The organism is Vreelandella sulfidaeris, assembly GCF_042429665.1.
Classification (GTDB): Bacteria; Pseudomonadota; Gammaproteobacteria; order Pseudomonadales; family Halomonadaceae; genus Vreelandella.
In genome coordinates this window covers 229299-244855 of the sequence record NZ_JBHMAC010000011.1, presented here as the reverse complement: position 1 = coordinate 244855, position 15557 = coordinate 229299, and the positions used below count along the sequence as shown (strand labels likewise).

The 15557-nt window shown below is 57.3% G+C and carries 16 protein-coding genes and 1 riboswitch; of the genes, 12 read left to right on the top strand and 4 right to left on the bottom strand.

All coding sequences use genetic code 11. The annotated features are described in order from the left end of the window. Window positions 1-283 precede the first annotated feature (283 nt). From cobT to ACFFLD_RS13040, 12 genes are all read left to right on the top strand, one after another. On the top strand, window positions 284-1336 hold the full coding sequence (gene cobT, locus ACFFLD_RS13095; protein ID WP_386041333.1) for a nicotinate-nucleotide--dimethylbenzimidazole phosphoribosyltransferase: 1053 nt from the start codon (window positions 284-286) through the stop codon (window positions 1334-1336). Next, on the top strand, window positions 1329-2345 hold the full coding sequence (gene cbiB, locus ACFFLD_RS13090; RefSeq protein WP_386041331.1) for an adenosylcobinamide-phosphate synthase CbiB: 1017 nt from the start codon (window positions 1329-1331) through the stop codon (window positions 2343-2345). The genes cobT and cbiB overlap by 8 nt, the downstream gene beginning before the upstream one ends. After that, window positions 2342-3436, top strand: coding sequence for a threonine-phosphate decarboxylase CobD (gene cobD / locus ACFFLD_RS13085; protein ID WP_386041329.1), 1095 nt, complete (start codon window positions 2342-2344; stop codon window positions 3434-3436). Before cbiB ends, cobD begins: the two co-directional genes overlap by 4 nt. Further along, window positions 3420-3971, top strand: coding sequence for a bifunctional adenosylcobinamide kinase/adenosylcobinamide-phosphate guanylyltransferase (locus ACFFLD_RS13080; protein WP_386041327.1), 552 nt, complete (start codon window positions 3420-3422; stop codon window positions 3969-3971). The genes cobD and ACFFLD_RS13080 overlap by 17 nt, the downstream gene beginning before the upstream one ends. 58 nt (window positions 3972-4029) lie before the next feature. Next, window positions 4030-4806, top strand: coding sequence for an adenosylcobinamide-GDP ribazoletransferase (cobS, locus tag ACFFLD_RS13075; protein ID WP_386041325.1), 777 nt, complete (start codon window positions 4030-4032; stop codon window positions 4804-4806). Then, window positions 4743-5396, top strand: coding sequence for a histidine phosphatase family protein (locus ACFFLD_RS13070; RefSeq protein ID WP_386041323.1), 654 nt, complete (start codon window positions 4743-4745; stop codon window positions 5394-5396). Before cobS ends, ACFFLD_RS13070 begins: the two co-directional genes overlap by 64 nt. Continuing rightward, on the top strand, window positions 5348-5773 hold the full coding sequence (locus tag ACFFLD_RS13065; protein WP_386041321.1) for a bifunctional adenosylcobinamide kinase/adenosylcobinamide-phosphate guanylyltransferase: 426 nt from the start codon (window positions 5348-5350) through the stop codon (window positions 5771-5773). The genes ACFFLD_RS13070 and ACFFLD_RS13065 overlap by 49 nt, the downstream gene beginning before the upstream one ends. Before the next feature lie 164 nt (window positions 5774-5937). Beyond that, window positions 5938-6167: riboswitch (cobalamin riboswitch) on the top strand. A gap of 143 nt (window positions 6168-6310) precedes the next feature. Then, entirely contained in the window at window positions 6311-8137 is a 1827-nt protein-coding gene (locus tag ACFFLD_RS13060) for a TonB-dependent receptor domain-containing protein (RefSeq protein WP_386041319.1), read from the top strand. Window positions 8138-8147: 10 nt separating this feature from the next. Next, window positions 8148-9041 (top strand): cobalamin-binding protein, encoded by an 894-nt coding sequence (locus ACFFLD_RS13055; RefSeq protein ID WP_386041317.1) that lies wholly within the window; start codon window positions 8148-8150, stop codon window positions 9039-9041. Next, the gene (locus ACFFLD_RS13050; RefSeq protein WP_386041314.1) at window positions 9042-10028 is read left to right on the top strand and encodes a FecCD family ABC transporter permease; all 987 of its coding nucleotides are present in this window, start codon (window positions 9042-9044) and stop codon (window positions 10026-10028) included. It abuts the gene before it with no gap. Continuing rightward, entirely contained in the window at window positions 10028-10801 is a 774-nt protein-coding gene (locus ACFFLD_RS13045; protein ID WP_386041312.1) for an ABC transporter ATP-binding protein, read from the top strand. Before ACFFLD_RS13050 ends, ACFFLD_RS13045 begins: the two co-directional genes overlap by 1 nt. Before the next feature lie 173 nt (window positions 10802-10974). Beyond that, window positions 10975-11586 (top strand): Yip1 family protein, encoded by a 612-nt coding sequence (locus ACFFLD_RS13040; protein WP_386041310.1) that lies wholly within the window; start codon window positions 10975-10977, stop codon window positions 11584-11586. Between the two features lie 101 nt (window positions 11587-11687). Here the strand turns inward: ACFFLD_RS13040 and ACFFLD_RS13035 are convergent, their stop codons facing one another. From ACFFLD_RS13035 to ACFFLD_RS13020, 4 genes are read right to left on the bottom strand one after another with little or no spacing between them, the layout of a single operon-like run. Continuing rightward, window positions 11688-12572 carry an NAD-dependent epimerase/dehydratase family protein gene (locus ACFFLD_RS13035; RefSeq protein WP_386041307.1) on the bottom strand — a complete coding sequence of 295 codons (885 nt, stop codon included), beginning with the start codon at window positions 12570-12572 and terminating at the stop codon, window positions 11688-11690. A 32-nt stretch (window positions 12573-12604) separates the two neighbouring features. Continuing rightward, the gene (locus tag ACFFLD_RS13030; protein WP_386041305.1) at window positions 12605-13420 is read right to left on the bottom strand and encodes an ABC transporter ATP-binding protein; all 816 of its coding nucleotides are present in this window, start codon (window positions 13418-13420) and stop codon (window positions 12605-12607) included. After that, a complete protein-coding gene (locus tag ACFFLD_RS13025) occupies window positions 13420-14484 on the bottom strand; it encodes a FecCD family ABC transporter permease (protein WP_386041303.1) in 1065 nt (354 codons plus the stop codon). Before ACFFLD_RS13025 ends, ACFFLD_RS13030 begins: the two co-directional genes overlap by 1 nt. A gap of 12 nt (window positions 14485-14496) precedes the next feature. Continuing rightward, the gene (locus ACFFLD_RS13020; protein WP_386041562.1) at window positions 14497-15456 is read right to left on the bottom strand and encodes an ABC transporter substrate-binding protein; all 960 of its coding nucleotides are present in this window, start codon (window positions 15454-15456) and stop codon (window positions 14497-14499) included. Window positions 15457-15557 lie beyond the last annotated feature (101 nt).

Genomic DNA, 15557 nt, shown 5'->3' with positions numbered 1-15557 from the left:
TGTGGTTGTATTGTAGTTATTTTACATTTTTTAGCGTCGAATTAAGAGACTTTACGGTAATAAAACAACATTTGTAGTTTTATTACCCTTATGGGGCAGTGTTTATCGACGCCTATGAAGGCAGCGATAAATTCATAACACACGCATAGGGTGTTAGCGTTGCCAAGTAAATAGCAAGTATAGCACTCACGCTTTTGCTACCATTTTTCGCGCGAATTTTTCACGTTAGCGTTTTGTTTTAGCTTTTTATTATTAAATACACGAGCCATTAAGCGGAGTCCGCATGCACACCCTTGTAGACCATATTAAGCCCGTTGATCTTCACATGGGTGACGCGGCGCGCCGCTATTTAGATACATTGACCAAGCCGCCGGGCAGCTTGGGAACCCTTGAAACACTGGCTATTCAATTGAGTGCCATTACTGGCGAGCTCAAACCCTGTGTTACGCCACCCGCGGCCATTGTTTTCGCCGCCGATCACGGCGTGGCCGCTGAGGGCGTCTCAGCGTTTCCGCAAGCCGTCACTGCGCAGATGGTGACCAATTTTGCCCAGGGTGGCGCCGCGATTAACGTCTTCGCCCGCCAGATCGGCGCGCAGGTAGAGGTAGTCGATGTGGGTGTCGCAAACACCTATGCGGCAGCCAATGTGATCAATGCCAAGGTGCGCAATGGCACGGCCAATATGCTTACTCAAGACGCCATGTCGATGAGTGACGTGCTTGCGGCAATGGAGGCGGGTATTGCCGCTGTTAACCGTGCTCACGAGGCAGGCTGCCGTTGTATCCTGGTCGGTGAAATGGGGATTGCTAACACGACCGCAAGTAGCGCTATGCTGGCCGTTTTCACTGGCGAATCCGTGGCAAGTCTCGTGGGGTCTGGCACCGGTATCAACTCACAGCAGCTGACTCATAAAGTAACGGTGATTGAGCGTGCTATTGCCGCGCGAAGCGCTGATCCGCGCATGCCGTTGGAGGTCTTGGCCAAGCTGGGAGGGCTGGAAGTGGCCGCCATGACCGGGGCGTATTTAGCCGCTGCCTCGCAGCGCTTGCCCGCCATCGTCGACGGCTTTATCGCCACGGTGGCCGCGTTAACCGCTTGTCGGCTATGTTCTGCGGTGCACGGCTACCTTATTTTTGGACATCGGTCTCAAGAGCCGGGTCATGACGTGGCGCTAAAGGCGCTGAACGCTACCCCTCTACTGGATATGCACATGCGGTTAGGCGAAGGCAGCGGTGCCGCCCTTGCTTACCCATTGCTACAAGCGGCTGCCGCCATGATCGCCGAAATGGCCACGTTTGAATCAGCAGGCGTCAGTGACAAGGCCGGGCATGAATGAGGTGATAAGTAATAGTGCCACGCTGTCGCTAACAGCGATGGTTGCCCTTGCCATTGGTATTGACCTGATCATCGGTGATCCGCGCTGGCTGCCTCATCCGGTGGTATTGATGGGACGCTTTATCAGCGCTTTTGAGCGGCTGTGGAATCGCGGTACACCACAGCAGCGCAGGATAAGCGGTGCGGTACTCACCGTTACCGTGGTTGGCGGCGTCTATGTTATTAGCTGGCTGTTGCTGGTGCTGTTGGCAGCGCTGCATCCAGGTCTTGCATTAATAGCAGAGCTTTGGCTGCTTTCCACCACACTGGCCATTAAAGGGTTGGGCGATGCTGCACGCGCCGTTGCCGAGCCGCTCGCGAAAGGCGATTTTGCCGCCGCGCGTCAAGCGCTGGGAATGATTGTCGGGCGCGATACCCATGATTTGGATGAAGCCAACATCACCCGAGGTACGGTGGAGACCGTGGCTGAAAATACTGTGGATGGTATTACTGCGCCGCTATTGTTTGCCCTGCTAGGCGGGGCGCCGTTAGCGCTGGCCTATAAAGCCATTAACACGCTGGATTCGATGGTGGGTTACCGTAATCAACGCTACGCCGATTTTGGCTTTGTTTCCGCCAAGCTGGACGATGTGGCCAATTGGCTGCCTGCGCGCTTAACGGTCTTATGTTTATGGTTCGTGGGCTTGCTAATGAGTATTTTTGGTAATGTTAAGCTGCGCTGGCGGGGTGCTCTGCGCGGCACCTGCCAGGATGCCCCGCGTCACCCAAGCCCTAATGCTGGCTGGCCGGAGGCCATGGTGGCTCGGTTGCTGGGCGTTCAGTTAGGCGGCTTAAACCGCTACCAAGGCGTGGCCTCACACCGTGCCACACTCGGGGAACCGTATGAGCGGTTGAGGCTTGAACATATCACCACCGCGGTGCGTTTGATGCATGGGGCATGGCTACTGTTCTTTCTTTTATACGTGGTGTTGATGAGCATGGTCACGAGCCTTTTTCAGGTGGCGCCATGAGTGTGCCTGCATGGCCTAGCCATGGCGGTCAGTCCGCGTCGCTTCTAGCGCATTTTGATCTGCCGATGGATCATCCTCTGGAGGACTTTAGCGCCAACCTCAATCCATTCGGGCCACCTGTCTGGGTTAACGCCAGGGTAATGGAGGAATTGGCAGGCCTTCAGCGCTACCCTGTACCGGATTATGCCGCCGCCCGTCGCGCTATCGCCGACCACCACCAGCTGACGCCCGACCAGGTGCTGCTCACGAACGGCGGCGCCGAGGCGATTTTTCTCGCCGCTGCGCTACATGCAGGGCAGCGAGCGGCCGTCATCACCCCGAGTTTTGGCGAATATGCTCGTGCCTGCCGCGCTCATCGGCTCTCAGTTAATGAGATCCCGCTAGCGGCGCCAGATTTCAGGCTGAGATTGGACGCGCTATTGTCATCGCTTGATGATATTGAAGTGCTGTTTCTATGTCGGCCCAATAACCCTACGGCCACGCTGATTGACCGCGACGCGATGCAGGTGCTGCTTGAGCGAACAGCAACACAGGGTTGTTGTGTCGTGGTCGACGAGGCGTTCATTGATATGGCGGGCGATACACCAGCAGAGGTGTCACTAACAGCGTACCTGGGGCGCTATCCGCACCTGATCTTACTGCACTCCCTGACCAAGTTTTTTACCTTGCCCGGTCTGCGGCTGGGCTACCTGTTGGCGGATAGGGCTACTATTAATGCCGCGGCGGCTCATCAACCGCCGTGGAGTGTCAATCATATCGCGGCCCAATTGGTGACGCCGCTACTGGCCGATAAAGCCTTTGCCGAGCGCACCCGACAGTGGATCACCCTCGAGCGGCCGCGCATGGCAGTGGCGCTTGCTCAACTAGGGCTGGAGGTAGTGCCCAGCCAGGCATGTTTCTTTTTAATCCGACCTGGCGCTGGTCATACGATCAATAGCGACGAACTCTTTGAGCGCTTGCTGCGCCGTGGGGTGTTGGTGCGTCATACCCACAATTTTGCTGGGCTTGACGGCGAGTGGCTACGGCTGGCGCTGCGCGACGCGCCAGTTAATCAACGACTCCTAAAGGCACTACATGATTGTCTTCGTTAGCGGGGGAGCCCGCTCGGGTAAAAGTACCCTTGCTGAACAGCTGACAGTTGATGCGGCGGCGGGCTCTCGCTGCTATTACATCGCGACCGCTGACGTTTATGACCACGAGATGGCCGAGCGGGTCGCCCGCCATCGCCACGCCAGGAGCGAGCAGTGGCAAGCCAGTGAGTGGAAAACAGTCGAGGCGCCACTGGCCATTGACCAGGCGCTTGCTGAGGCGCCCAAGGGGAGTGCTGCGCTATTGGACTGCTTGACCCTCTGGGCTAGCCAAGTGCTGTTTGCCAGTGCACTTAGCGAAGACGAGGGCTTGGCACTGCTTGAAAGGGCACTTTCTGATGCGCGCGCACGCAGCGTACATTTGGTGGTGGTCTCCAATGACATCAATGAAGCGCTGCCGCCTGCAGATGCTGACACATGGCGCTATCTGGCGTTTCTTCAACGCGTCCACCGCTGGCTGGCGGCCGAGGCTGATTCCGTGGTCGAAGTAGTGGCAGGGCGCGCCATCGAGTGGAAAGAAGGGGAGTTACTTAAGTGAGTTATTGCAAAGCGCTGATAGTGCGCAAAGAGCTAGCAGTACAAAAAGAGCTAACCGTTTGAAAAGCGCCCTGTTTGGCGGCCTGTTGGCGCTGCAGTTTCTGACACGCCTGCCTATCCCGGTGCAGTGCCCATGGACCCGTGCCACCCGCCGCTGGGCGGTGAGGGCCTACCCGCTGGTAGGGTTGCTATTGGGGGGTGTACTGCTGTTGGCGGCGCAGTGGCTAACGTGGCTGGAAACGCCACTGCCCCTTATAGCGCTGGTGCTGCTGAGTCTTTGGGTCGCGTTCTCGGGCGGACTGCATCTGGACGGGGTAATGGATCTAGCCGACGCGCTGGGCAGTAATCAGCCGTTGGCGCGCCGCTGGGAGATCATGAAAGACCCGCAGATCGGCAGTTTCGGCATATTGGCACTGCTGTTTTTACTGGCCTGGAAAGGTATTTTAATCTGGGCGCTATTGCGTTACCAGGCGCCACTCTGGTGGCTGCTGGTGGTGCCCTCGCTAGGACGCTGGGCGGGAGTGGCGTTGCTGGTGCTGACGCCTTGTGCCCAGCAGAAGGGCCTGGCATGGAGTTGGCAGCAATCGCTGGGGGGCCAAGAGGTGGTGTTGGCGCTATTGCCGCTTGCGTTAATCGCGCTAGTGGCCCCCTCGCTTGTGCTGATGGGAGTGGCGGTCGCTATTTTTGTAGTGCTAATGCGTATGGCAATGCTGCGGCTGTTTAACGGCATCAACGGCGATATGGTAGGCGCCACCATTGAAGGAGGAGAGCTTTGGCTATTGATCTTACTGTGGAGCTGGTGGCAGTTCGCCACGGCATCACCGCCTGGAATCTAGCGCGTCGCTATCAGGGCCAGCGCGATATACCGCTGCTGTTTCCCGATGCCGAAGCGGGATTGCTGGCATTACGCGAAGCGTTAGCCCAGGAGCAGTTCGATGCCATCTACACAAGCGATCTGCACCGCTGCCAACAAACTTTGGAGTGGATTGAGGCAGCCAGGGCCGGTATCCCGCTTGCACTTGAGCCGCGCCTGCGTGAACTCAACTTCGGGGATTATGAAGGCAAGGTTTACGATGAGCTTAAAGATCTGCCGCACTACCGCGCCTGGGTGGATAGTGTCGGTGAGCTATCGACGCCCAATGGCGAGTCGGCCGCTCAACTGCGCAAGCGACTCGATGCCTGGCTGCATGAGGTAGCGGCAAACGCGCAGTCCGGCGGCCATAAAAAAGTCTTGGCGGTGACCCACGGCGGCGTAATACGTGAACTACGTCGGCGTTTTGAGACGTTGAATTTCTGGGAAGGAACGGTAGTGCAAGCGCAAGGCAGGCGTTGGCAGCTTAGTTACCAACACGCAGCCAATGGCATAGGAGAATGGCAATGCAGCTCTTCATCGGCGGTTCCTGCGCTGGAAAACGTAACGCCGTAGCGACACGCTTTCCCAGCGCGACCTGGTGGCGGCTGGATGCTGCTCAAACCCTTGGCGATAGCCAGCACGCGTTGAAGGCCGACACCCCGTTGGTCATTCATGGGGTGCTTGATTGGTTGAATGATATTTCTGACGGTAGCGACAACGATACTCTGCGCCAGCAGTGGCAGGAAGCTATGACGCTACTTTGCCAGCTTGCCGACGCGCAGAATGCCCCGTTAATCATCATCGCTACCGAGGTCGGCCGCGGTATCGTGCCCATGCAGCCCGCACAGCGGCGCCTGCGTGATCTTAATGGCTGGTTTGCTCAAGACGCCGCCGCTCAGGCTGACAATGTGTGGTACGTGCGGCATGGTTTGGTGATGGCGATCAAATAAGGCGCTGCTTTGTTTAGCAGGGCCCAGTTGAACACTATGTTGACCGCTATCTCGCACGGTATGGCGTACTTCATTTGTTTCCCCTCCATTGTCCTTCTGTATTGTTCCTCTCAATTGTCCTCTCAATTGCCCCCCGTCAATTGACCTCGTTAGGGCAAGTTGCTAGCTTACGTCCACCCTCAGGTGCTGGTGGTGAAAACACCGCCAGTGAAACGGGAAGTTGGTGAACGCCTCACGTGAATCCAACGCTGCCCCCGCAACGGTGATCGAGATAACAACGGCCAAGACGCCACTGTGCTAACGCATGGGAAGGTGGTCGTTGAGAAAGATAGGCGCTTTCTAGAGCTACCTTTCGCTCGTCAGCCCGGAGACCGGCCCGAGAGTAACGGTTCATTAGAACCACCACATGCCGAGACGCGGTGGGCGCTCTTCGGGGCTGTTAACGGTGGCGCAAGGCGACCGTAACTCCTTGTATCCCCCTGTGCTCGGTCTAAAAATGATGTTGTGCGGGTGAGCACAACGAGCAAGGGTTCCTCCATGAATAAACGTTTCCACACCACCGCCAAACGGGCGGCGTTTCGTATGGCTGCTTTACCGCTGGCCTGCTATCTTCCCGCCCAGGCTCACGCCCAAGCCGCTGCAGCATCAACCGAATTAGCATCGCTTGACCCCGTCGTTATTACCGCTGCACTGGCGCCGCGTACCGCCAATGAAAGCCTGTCTTCCGTTACCGTGCTGGACGAAGAGACCTTTCGTCGCCAAGACCCCGTCAGCCTGACCGATCTTCTTCGTGGTCAGCCAGGCGTGGATGTCGCCAGTAACGGCAGTTTTGGTAAGAACAGCAGCGTTTATTTGCGTGGTGCGCCTAGCGATGCCTCCGTACTGATGATTGATGGCATTCGTCTAAGATCTGCCACCGCGGGCGGTGCCGCGTTTCAGTATTTAGACCCGCGCATGTTTGACCGTGCCGAAATCGTTCGCGGCCCGCGCGGTAGTCTTTACGGCGCGGATGCGGTCGGCGGCGTGATCCAGCTCTTTACCCCTGACGCTGATAAACAAGGCCCGCAACCAAGAATATCGGTGGGCGGTGGCTCTTTTAACACCCAGCGACTAAGCGCAGGTGTTGCTGGGCGCGAAGGAGGCACGCGCTACAGCTTTGCCGCCAGCCATTTCAATACCGATGGGCAGCCTATTCGCCGAGGCGGTGAAGACAAAGGCTACGACAACACCTCTGCACTCGCTCGGGTGTCGCACACGTTTAAGGATGGTAGTGAAGTGGGAGTGCTCGCGCTGCGCGCCCGCGGTAATAACGAATACGATGGCGGCGAGAATGACTTCGTCCAACAGGTGGCAGGCATTTACGCCGAGATGCCGGTGACCGACACCTGGCAGAGTCGCCTGACGCTTAGCGAAGCGCGTGATGAGCTGGATACGATAGATAGTTTTGGGGACTCGATCATTGATACTCGTACCCAAACCGCCCGCTGGCAGAACAACGTTCAGTTGGGTGGCCATGAGTTGATCGCTGGCGCTGAAATTAGTGAAGACCGCGTTTCAAGCACCAATGATTTTGCTGTCACCCGTCGTGATAACAAGGCAGTGTTTACGCAGGGACTACTGGACTTTTCGCCGTTCGCTATTCAGGCAAGCCTGCGTTACGACGATAACGAAGCCTACGGAGATGAAGTCACCGGTAGTCTGGCGCTGGGCTATGATCTGGATAATGTCCACACGCTGCGCGCCAGTGTCGGCACTGCTTTTAAAGCGCCGAGCTTCAATGACCTTTACTGGCCGGAATCCGGCAACCCTGATCTCAACCCTGAAAACTCTGAGAGCGTGGAAGTAGGCATTCGTGGTCAATACCAGCAATGGTTCTGGGATTTGGCCGCTTTTCAAAATGACTACGACAACCTGATCGCCTGGGCACCGACATCGAGTGGTTTATGGGTGCCACAGAATGTGAATAATGCGCGTATACGGGGCGTCGAGTTTTCAAGCGGTGTCGACGTCAATGAGTGGACACTCCAAGCAGCCGTTACCTACCTGGATCCGGAAGACAAGGAGACTGGCAATCGATTAGCCCGCCGTGCTACCCAAAGTGTGCGCCTGGATGCGGATCGTGAGCTTGGCGATTGGTCGCTCGGCGGTTCACTCATCGCGCAGAATCACCGTTACGATAATGCTGCCAATACCCAGCGTTTAGGAGGCTATGGCCTGGTCAATCTGCGTGCAGGATGGCAGTTTGCGCCACTCTGGAGCGCTCGTGTTACGCTGGAAAACGCCTTTGATAAAGAGTATGCAACGACTCGTGACTACCTTAACGCTGGCCGAGCAGGGTTCTTGAGTGTTCACTTTGGCGAATAAACCACATGCTATGACGCGCGTCACCTTGGGACTCGCGCTGTTGCTGACGACGGCCGCGTCCCATGCCCATAATCCATCACGTTGTGCAGTCGACGACCGGGACCGTGAAGTCTGCCTTCACCATGCTGCCCAGCGCATCGCGACGCTTTCCCCGGGGGCTACCGAACTGACCTATGCGGCAGGCGCTGGGGATCAAGTGGTGGCCGTCGTTTCTTATAGCGACTACCCGCCTGAGGCCAAGAGTGTGGCGTCGGTGGGTAGCCACACTCGCATCGATTTAGAAGCGCTGGTAGGCCTTGCTCCCGATTTGGTGATTGGCTGGGTGACCGGTAACCCCGCTGAGCAGCTTGAAACGCTCGAATCATTGGGCATGCCGGTGTTTTATATTGAACCTCGCGATGTGGAAGGGGTGAGCAGCGCCATCGAGCGATTGGCGAAACTGGCGGATACCCAAGCCGCTGGGCAGGCCGTGGCCGACCAGTTCCGAGCAACCATGGCGGCGCTTGAAGCGCGTTATAGTGACCGCGACCCGGTGCCCGTATTTTATCAAGTATGGGACGAGCCACTCATGAGCGTTAATGACCAACATCTGATTGGTCAGGTGATTAAGCTATGTGGCGGTGACAATGTGTTTGGCGAACAGGCGCGCCTGGTGCCTCGTATCGACGATGAGGCGGTACTGGCAGCAAACCCGCAAGCCATTGTTGCCGGCGGCATGGGCGAAGAGAACCGCCACTGGCTGACCCACTGGGAGCAGTACCCTAACGTGACGGCGGTGGCTGAAGACAACCTTTACTTTGTGCCTCCTTCGTTAATACAGCGCCCTACGCCACGCCTGGCAGAAGGCACTCAACTGCTGTGTGAAAAACTCGAACTTGCCCGCCAAAAACGCAGGGGGGCATAAATGTTGGCGCGCCTGGGGCTTCCGTTAGGCCTGCTTTTATTGGCGGCTTGCGCGTCGATCATTATTGCCCTGGGCGTCGGCAGTGCTTCGATTACCCCCGCGCAAATCTGGGGGCTTGTATTTACCGATATCCCCTCCGAACAGGGCAGTGCGCTGGCGCGCACCATGGTTATGGAGCTGCGTTTACCGAGAGCGCTCTCGGCGTTTGCTGTCGGCGGTTTGTTGGCGGTAGCCGGGGCGTTAATGCAGGTGCTGCTGCGTAATCCACTGGCGGACCCTTACGTGCTGGGGTTATCCGGCGGGGCGTCGATTGGCGCTTTGGCCGCTATGCTGGGGGGGCTTGGCGGGGTGGCAATGTCGGGCTCGGCATTTGGCGGTGCATTGCTATCAACCCTGTTGGTGTTTGGACTGGCCCACGGTCGCGGTGGCTGGACCCCGTCTCGGCTGCTGCTGACAGGCGTGGTGGTCGCGGCGGGGTGGGGCGCGGTGATTACCTTAATGCTGTCGTTGAGCCCCGCCGAGCGTCTGCCGGGAATGCTCTACTGGCTGATGGGCGATCTCTCCTATGCACGAACGCCATGGCCGCCGCTACTGCTGTTGCTGGCCACCTGCGTTGTGGTGCTACCGCTTGGGCGTAGCCTGAATGTATTGGCCCGCGGGCCGCAGCAGGCCGCCGCGTTGGGCGTTGCCGTTAGACCGCTTGAGTGGTCTATCTACGTTGGCGCTAGTTTTCTGACCGCCGCGGCAGTTACTACCGCAGGCAGCATTGGGTTTGTCGGTTTAGTGGTGCCGCACCTGTTGCGCTTGCTGTTAGGCAACGACCAGCGGCTGATACTGCCCGCCAGCGCATTGGCAGGTGGCACGTTGTTAGTATTGGCTGATACGCTGGCGCGCACCATGATCGCTCCCGAGCAGTTGCCTGTCGGGGTTATCACTGCGCTGTTGGGGGTGCCCACCTTCCTGTTCTTGCTCTACCGGAGCCGCTGATGAGCGACCTTTCCGCTCACGACCTCGTTATTGATGTGCCCGGCCGCCAGAGCGGTACGCCCCTTAATATCACCATTGAGCCTGGGCAACGCTGGGGAGTGTTAGGGCCTAATGGCGTCGGCAAAACGACCTTGCTGCATACACTGGCGGGTCTCAACGTGCCGCGTGCGGGCGCTGTGCGGCTAGAGGGCCAACCCATTGAACAGCTGCGCCGTCGCCACATAGCCCAACGTCTGGGTCTGGTGTTTCAAGATCGCCAGGATGGATTTCCCGCCACGGTGCTGGAAACAGCGCTGATTGGTCGCCATCCGTATTTATCCCCCTGGCAGATGGAAGGCGCTGACGATATCTCCCGGGCACAAGCCGCGCTTGAGCGTCTAGAGGTAGCGCACCTGACTGATCGATTGGTAAGCACGCTTTCCGGGGGTGAGCGTCAGCGCGTTGCCATTGCCACGGTGCTGACCCAGGCCCCGGCGGTATGGCTGGCGGATGAACCGACTAACCATTTGGACCTGCATCACCAGAGTACGGTGATGGCATTAATGGCAGAGCAGGCCAAGAGAGGGCAAGCGGTCATGATGTGTCTACACGATCTCAATCTTGCCGCCCGTTGGTGCGATCATATTCTACTGCTTTATCCCAATGGTGAGGCGTGCTGGGGGACGCGTGAACAAATGCTGGTGCCCAGCGCATTAGAAACCCTTTATCGCCAGCGACTAGCGGTGGTCGAGGTAGACGGCGCGCCGGTGTTCGTGCCCATTAACCGTGCTTGAAAGAGCGATTAAATAGGTTACTTTTTGCTGCGTTGATTTCCCGTGACTGGTAAAGCCTGTTCTTTAAAGCTCCTAAATAACGTTTGTGCTCTACACTGAAAGTGCTTCGGGTCGTTGTCGATTCGGACGATCATCGTCTTACCCTAACAATAAAGCATAAGCGGGAGGTCGTTATGATCCATCATGTTTGGGGGCTCCTCCACCATCCTGACAGAGAGTGGCATAAAATCAGTGATGAGCACGAGACGGTTAGCCATCTGTATGCCCATCATGTCCTTATACTCGCTGCTATTCCTGTGGTCAGCGCACTGATCGGCACCACCCAGATCGGCTGGACCTATGGAGGGACTGCAACGTATCGAGTCACTATCGCCAATGGCCTTGCGCTGGGCGTGGCTTTTTATGCGTTGATATTAATGGCAGTCGGGGTGGTGGGCAGCGTGATTTATTGGATGGCGCGTTTTATTGATAATCGGCCCAGTCGGCGAGACTGTATTATCTTCGCAGGTTACATCGCCACCCCGATGTTTCTTTGTGGTGTTTTCGCGCTATATCCGGCTTTCTGGTTTTGTATGTTGGGTATGGTGATCGGCGTGCTTTACAGTGCTTACCTGCTTTACCAGGGGACCCCGAGTTTCTTGGGTATCAGTCATAAGCGAGGCTTTATCCTGTCAACTACCACGCTAGGAATCGGGGTCCTGGTACTCGAAGTACTGCTCATGGTCATTGTGCTGCTATGGAGCATGGGGACGGATCACAGCGTGGTATGGCACTTTTTTCGATAGCTGAACGTTAGCGTTACCACTGACCAGGCACCTTCCTGTCAACAGGAGGTGCCCACAAGCCAAACGATGACGGCGCTGATTTGACTGCGTCAGCGTCTTTGCTATAGCTCGTCACGCCACGTGTGGCGTGGCTCAAAACCCACCAGGCGGCGTGCCTTTTCAATGCTGTAAAAGGTCTCGTATTCGCCCATCTCACGTGTGACGGGTACCTCAGGGTAGAAGCGCTCCCTTACCTCTGCATTGGTAATACCCACCGACAGGTCACTGTTGGCGACATTGAATACCTGGTAACCCAGTCCATCCGTTTTTAAACAACAGTCGACCATCTGGCCCAGATCCCGGGCATCAATATAGGCGAAGATATTGCGACGACGCTTGCCAGGATTGTCGAGAAAGGCCGGAAACAGCTCGCGATACTCATGGGGCTCAATAACGTTATTGATACGCAAACCGTAGATATCGATGCCTGTACGAGCCTGGAACGAACGCGCGGTCACTTCGTTGACTACCTTGCTCATGGCGTAGCTATCTTCAGGAATAGTCGCGTGCTCTTCATCTACTGGCAGATAGTCCGGTTTACGTTCGCCGTCGGCAAAGCAAATGCCATAGGTCGTCTCGCTTGAGGCGAAAATAACCTTGGGAATCCCCAGTTTGGTCGCCGCGTCCAGCACGTTATAGGTGCCCAGCGTGTTAATCCGGTAGGTCTCGTTGTCGGGCCGGTGCAGGATTGCCGGTATGGCCGCAAAGTGAACAATGGCGTCATAGCGAGGAACCCCGGTCCCTGGTTCCAGCTCGTCCATACCGGCATAGGCCTGGCATGCATTGAATACCTGGCCCGCATCGGTCAGGTCGATCTTTAACGTAGTGATGCCGGGCACATCGGAGTCTACCCAGTCCAGGTTGGTGACCCGGTGACCCTGATCGCGTAAATAAGCGGTAGCGTGACGACCAGCCTTACCGCTGCCACCAGTGAAGAGAAGGCGCATGTAGGTTCCTTGAGTTAATTAAATGAACCATCTCACCTTAGCAAAGAAAGGGTTAACTCGCTGTGACGGCTTGGTTTGCTGATTGCGCCAACGCTGCTAAAGCGCATGATCTGTTTGCCATCAATAGGATCGTCGATCAGGTGGGCATGGACGCCAAAGGTCTGTTTTAGCCGGTCAGCGGTGAGCACCTCGTAAGGTAAACCGCTGGCGATCAGGTGACCGTTATCCATGACGCCGATACGGTCGCACTCCATGGCCTGATTAAGATCATGCAGCGAGATAATCACCGTGATGGGTAGCTGCCTGACCAGTTCAAGAATCGACAGCTGATGGCGAATATCCAGGTGGTTGGTGGGCTCGTCCAGGAGCAGAATTTTGGGCTGCTGGGCCAGCGCCCGGGCAATATGCACGCGCTGGCGCTCGCCGCCAGAGAGCGTGTGCCAGAGGCGGTCCGCCATGTGCGCCATATCCACATCCTCAAGCGCCTGGGCGACGATATCGTCATCTCCGGCAGACCAGGGGTGAAGCGCGGAAAGAAACGGTGTGCGGCCCAGCGCTACCACCTGGCGTGCCGTGATGCGGTCGGTGGTGTCGGCCTGTTGCTCCACCATTGCAATAGACTGGGCAATGGCGCGTTGCCTGAGCGTATGCATCGGCTGATTGTCTATCAATACGCGGCCTGCCTTGGGCTTGTTCAGCCCCCCCAATAATCGCAGCAGGGACGTTTTACCCGAGCCGTTGGGTCCCACCAGACCAAAGGTCTGGCCAGGCTCGACGACAAGGTTCACATCGATGAGAAGTGGCGTGCCGTGTACCGATAAAGAGAGCTGTTCAGCCGTTAATCGCATTAAGACCTCTTGCCGCGAACCAGGATAAGCGCAAAGGCGGGGGCGCCAATCAGCGAGGTAATGACCCCGATAGGTAGCACTTGGCCGGAAACCAGCACCCTGGAAAGGATATCCGAGCCAATTAAAAAGACCGCACCCGCCAACGCGGTTGCCGGTATCAGGCGGGTATGGCGACTGCCGACGATAAAGCGCATGGCATGGGGAATCACCAGGCCGACAAAGCCAATTGCACCGACCATCGAGACCATGACGGCCGTGACCAGGGCCATGACGATGATCAGCAGTCCTCGAACAGGGCGTACCGCAATGCCCATGGAGGCGGCGCTGTCGGCCCCGAACGTGAACGCATCGAGCGAGCGGCGGTGCCACAAGCAAACCAGCAAGCCGAGTAGCGTAGCAGGCACCGCCAGCGTGACATCGGCCCAGCGTACCCCGGAAAGATTGCCCATCAGCCAGAACATGATGCCCCGCGCCTGCTCGGCGCTTGCTGATTTGGTAATGATAAACGCGGTGAGCGCGTTGAACAGCTGCGAACCGGCAATGCCCGCCAGAATAATCGAGCCTGCCGCCTGGACGCCGCGCCCGCCACCAACGCCACTATTGGCCGCATGGGCGAGCATGATCACGATACCAAACGCGAGCAGCGCCCCGGCGAAGGCGCCTAGGGAAAGCGATAGTGCTCCCGCGCCAATTCCCGCTACTGCCACCGCAACAGCGCCCGTCGAGGCACCGGCAGAAATGCCCATCAAATAAGGGTCGGCCAACGGGTTACGCAGCAGGGCCTGAAGCACGACCCCCGCCAGTGCCAAACTGGTGCCACAGCAGGCAGCGACGATGGCTCGGCTGAGCCGATAGTTCCAGATAATACCCGCATCGATCCGGTCAACCGCGTAGTCAGCGCCCAGCAGATGATTGGCGAGCACTTTAACAATGGTCTCAACGGGAATCGGCGTTTCGCCAATCGCCGTGCCCGCCATCAGCGCCACGCTTAATACCAGTGGCGTTAACCATACCCAGCGCCACCAGGAACGCGCTGTATAGGACCTCGTTAGTGCTATCCACATCAGGTAAGCGGCCTATTGGTTAAACGTCATCGTTGATAGCGCATCGGCGAGAGTTTCAAGGCCATATATACTGCGCATCGTGGCGCTCATGGCATGGGCGTCCATGACCACGATGCGGTTGTTTTTAACGGCGGTCATCTCCCGGGCCACCGGGTCGCTATTAAGAAAAGCGCGCTTTGCGTCGATATCATCGGCCGGGAAGCGGCGGCGGTCCATGCTGGCAATCACGATTACATCGGGGTTAGCCCTGGCGATGCTTTCCCAGCCAATCGTCGGCCACTCTTCTGCCGACTCAATCACGTTACGGATGCCAAGTTTATCCATCATATAGCCTGGGGCGCCCAGTTGGCCGGCGACGAAGGGGTTAACCCCTAACTCCGTCGATGAAAACCAGAATACCGCCGACAGATCATTTGGTAAGTCTAAACTACCCGCCAGCTCAATCGCGCTCTTTTCGCGGGCGTTCAGGTCGGCTACCAACGCCTCCCCAGCATCTTGAACATTGTAAATGTCGGCTAGCTCGGTGATGCCTTTATAAATGGCATTGGTAGAGAAAGCGGCCGTCCGTGTACCGTCACCGCCGGTCGAGTTATCTTTAGTATCGCAATCGGCGGGCATGATGTAAGTGTTGATGCCCAACTCATGGAACTGATCCCGGCTGGCCACGCTACCGGTAGGACCCACGTGCCACTCGTACTGCACCGCCACCAGATCAGGCCGCTTATTGACCACCGCTTCAAAGCTAGGGTCGTCGTCCGCGATCCGATCAATCTCCTCATTAATCTCTGTAAACGGCAGCAATACCGGATTAAACCAGACGGAAGTGCCATTCACCCGGTCAGCGAGTCCCAGCGAGTAGAGGATCTCCGTGGCTGACTGACCGACCGTTACCGTTCGCTCCGGGGCTGATTCGACCGTTAGCTCAACGCCGCAATTGGTTAATGTCACCGGGTAATCGGTGGCATCGGCCATTGCGTTAGCGGCAGTCAGCAGCGTTGAGGCTGTCAGTAAGGACGGGACGATCTTCATGGCTGGCTTCCATAAGCGGTGCGAGATGATGGATAAGGTGACTA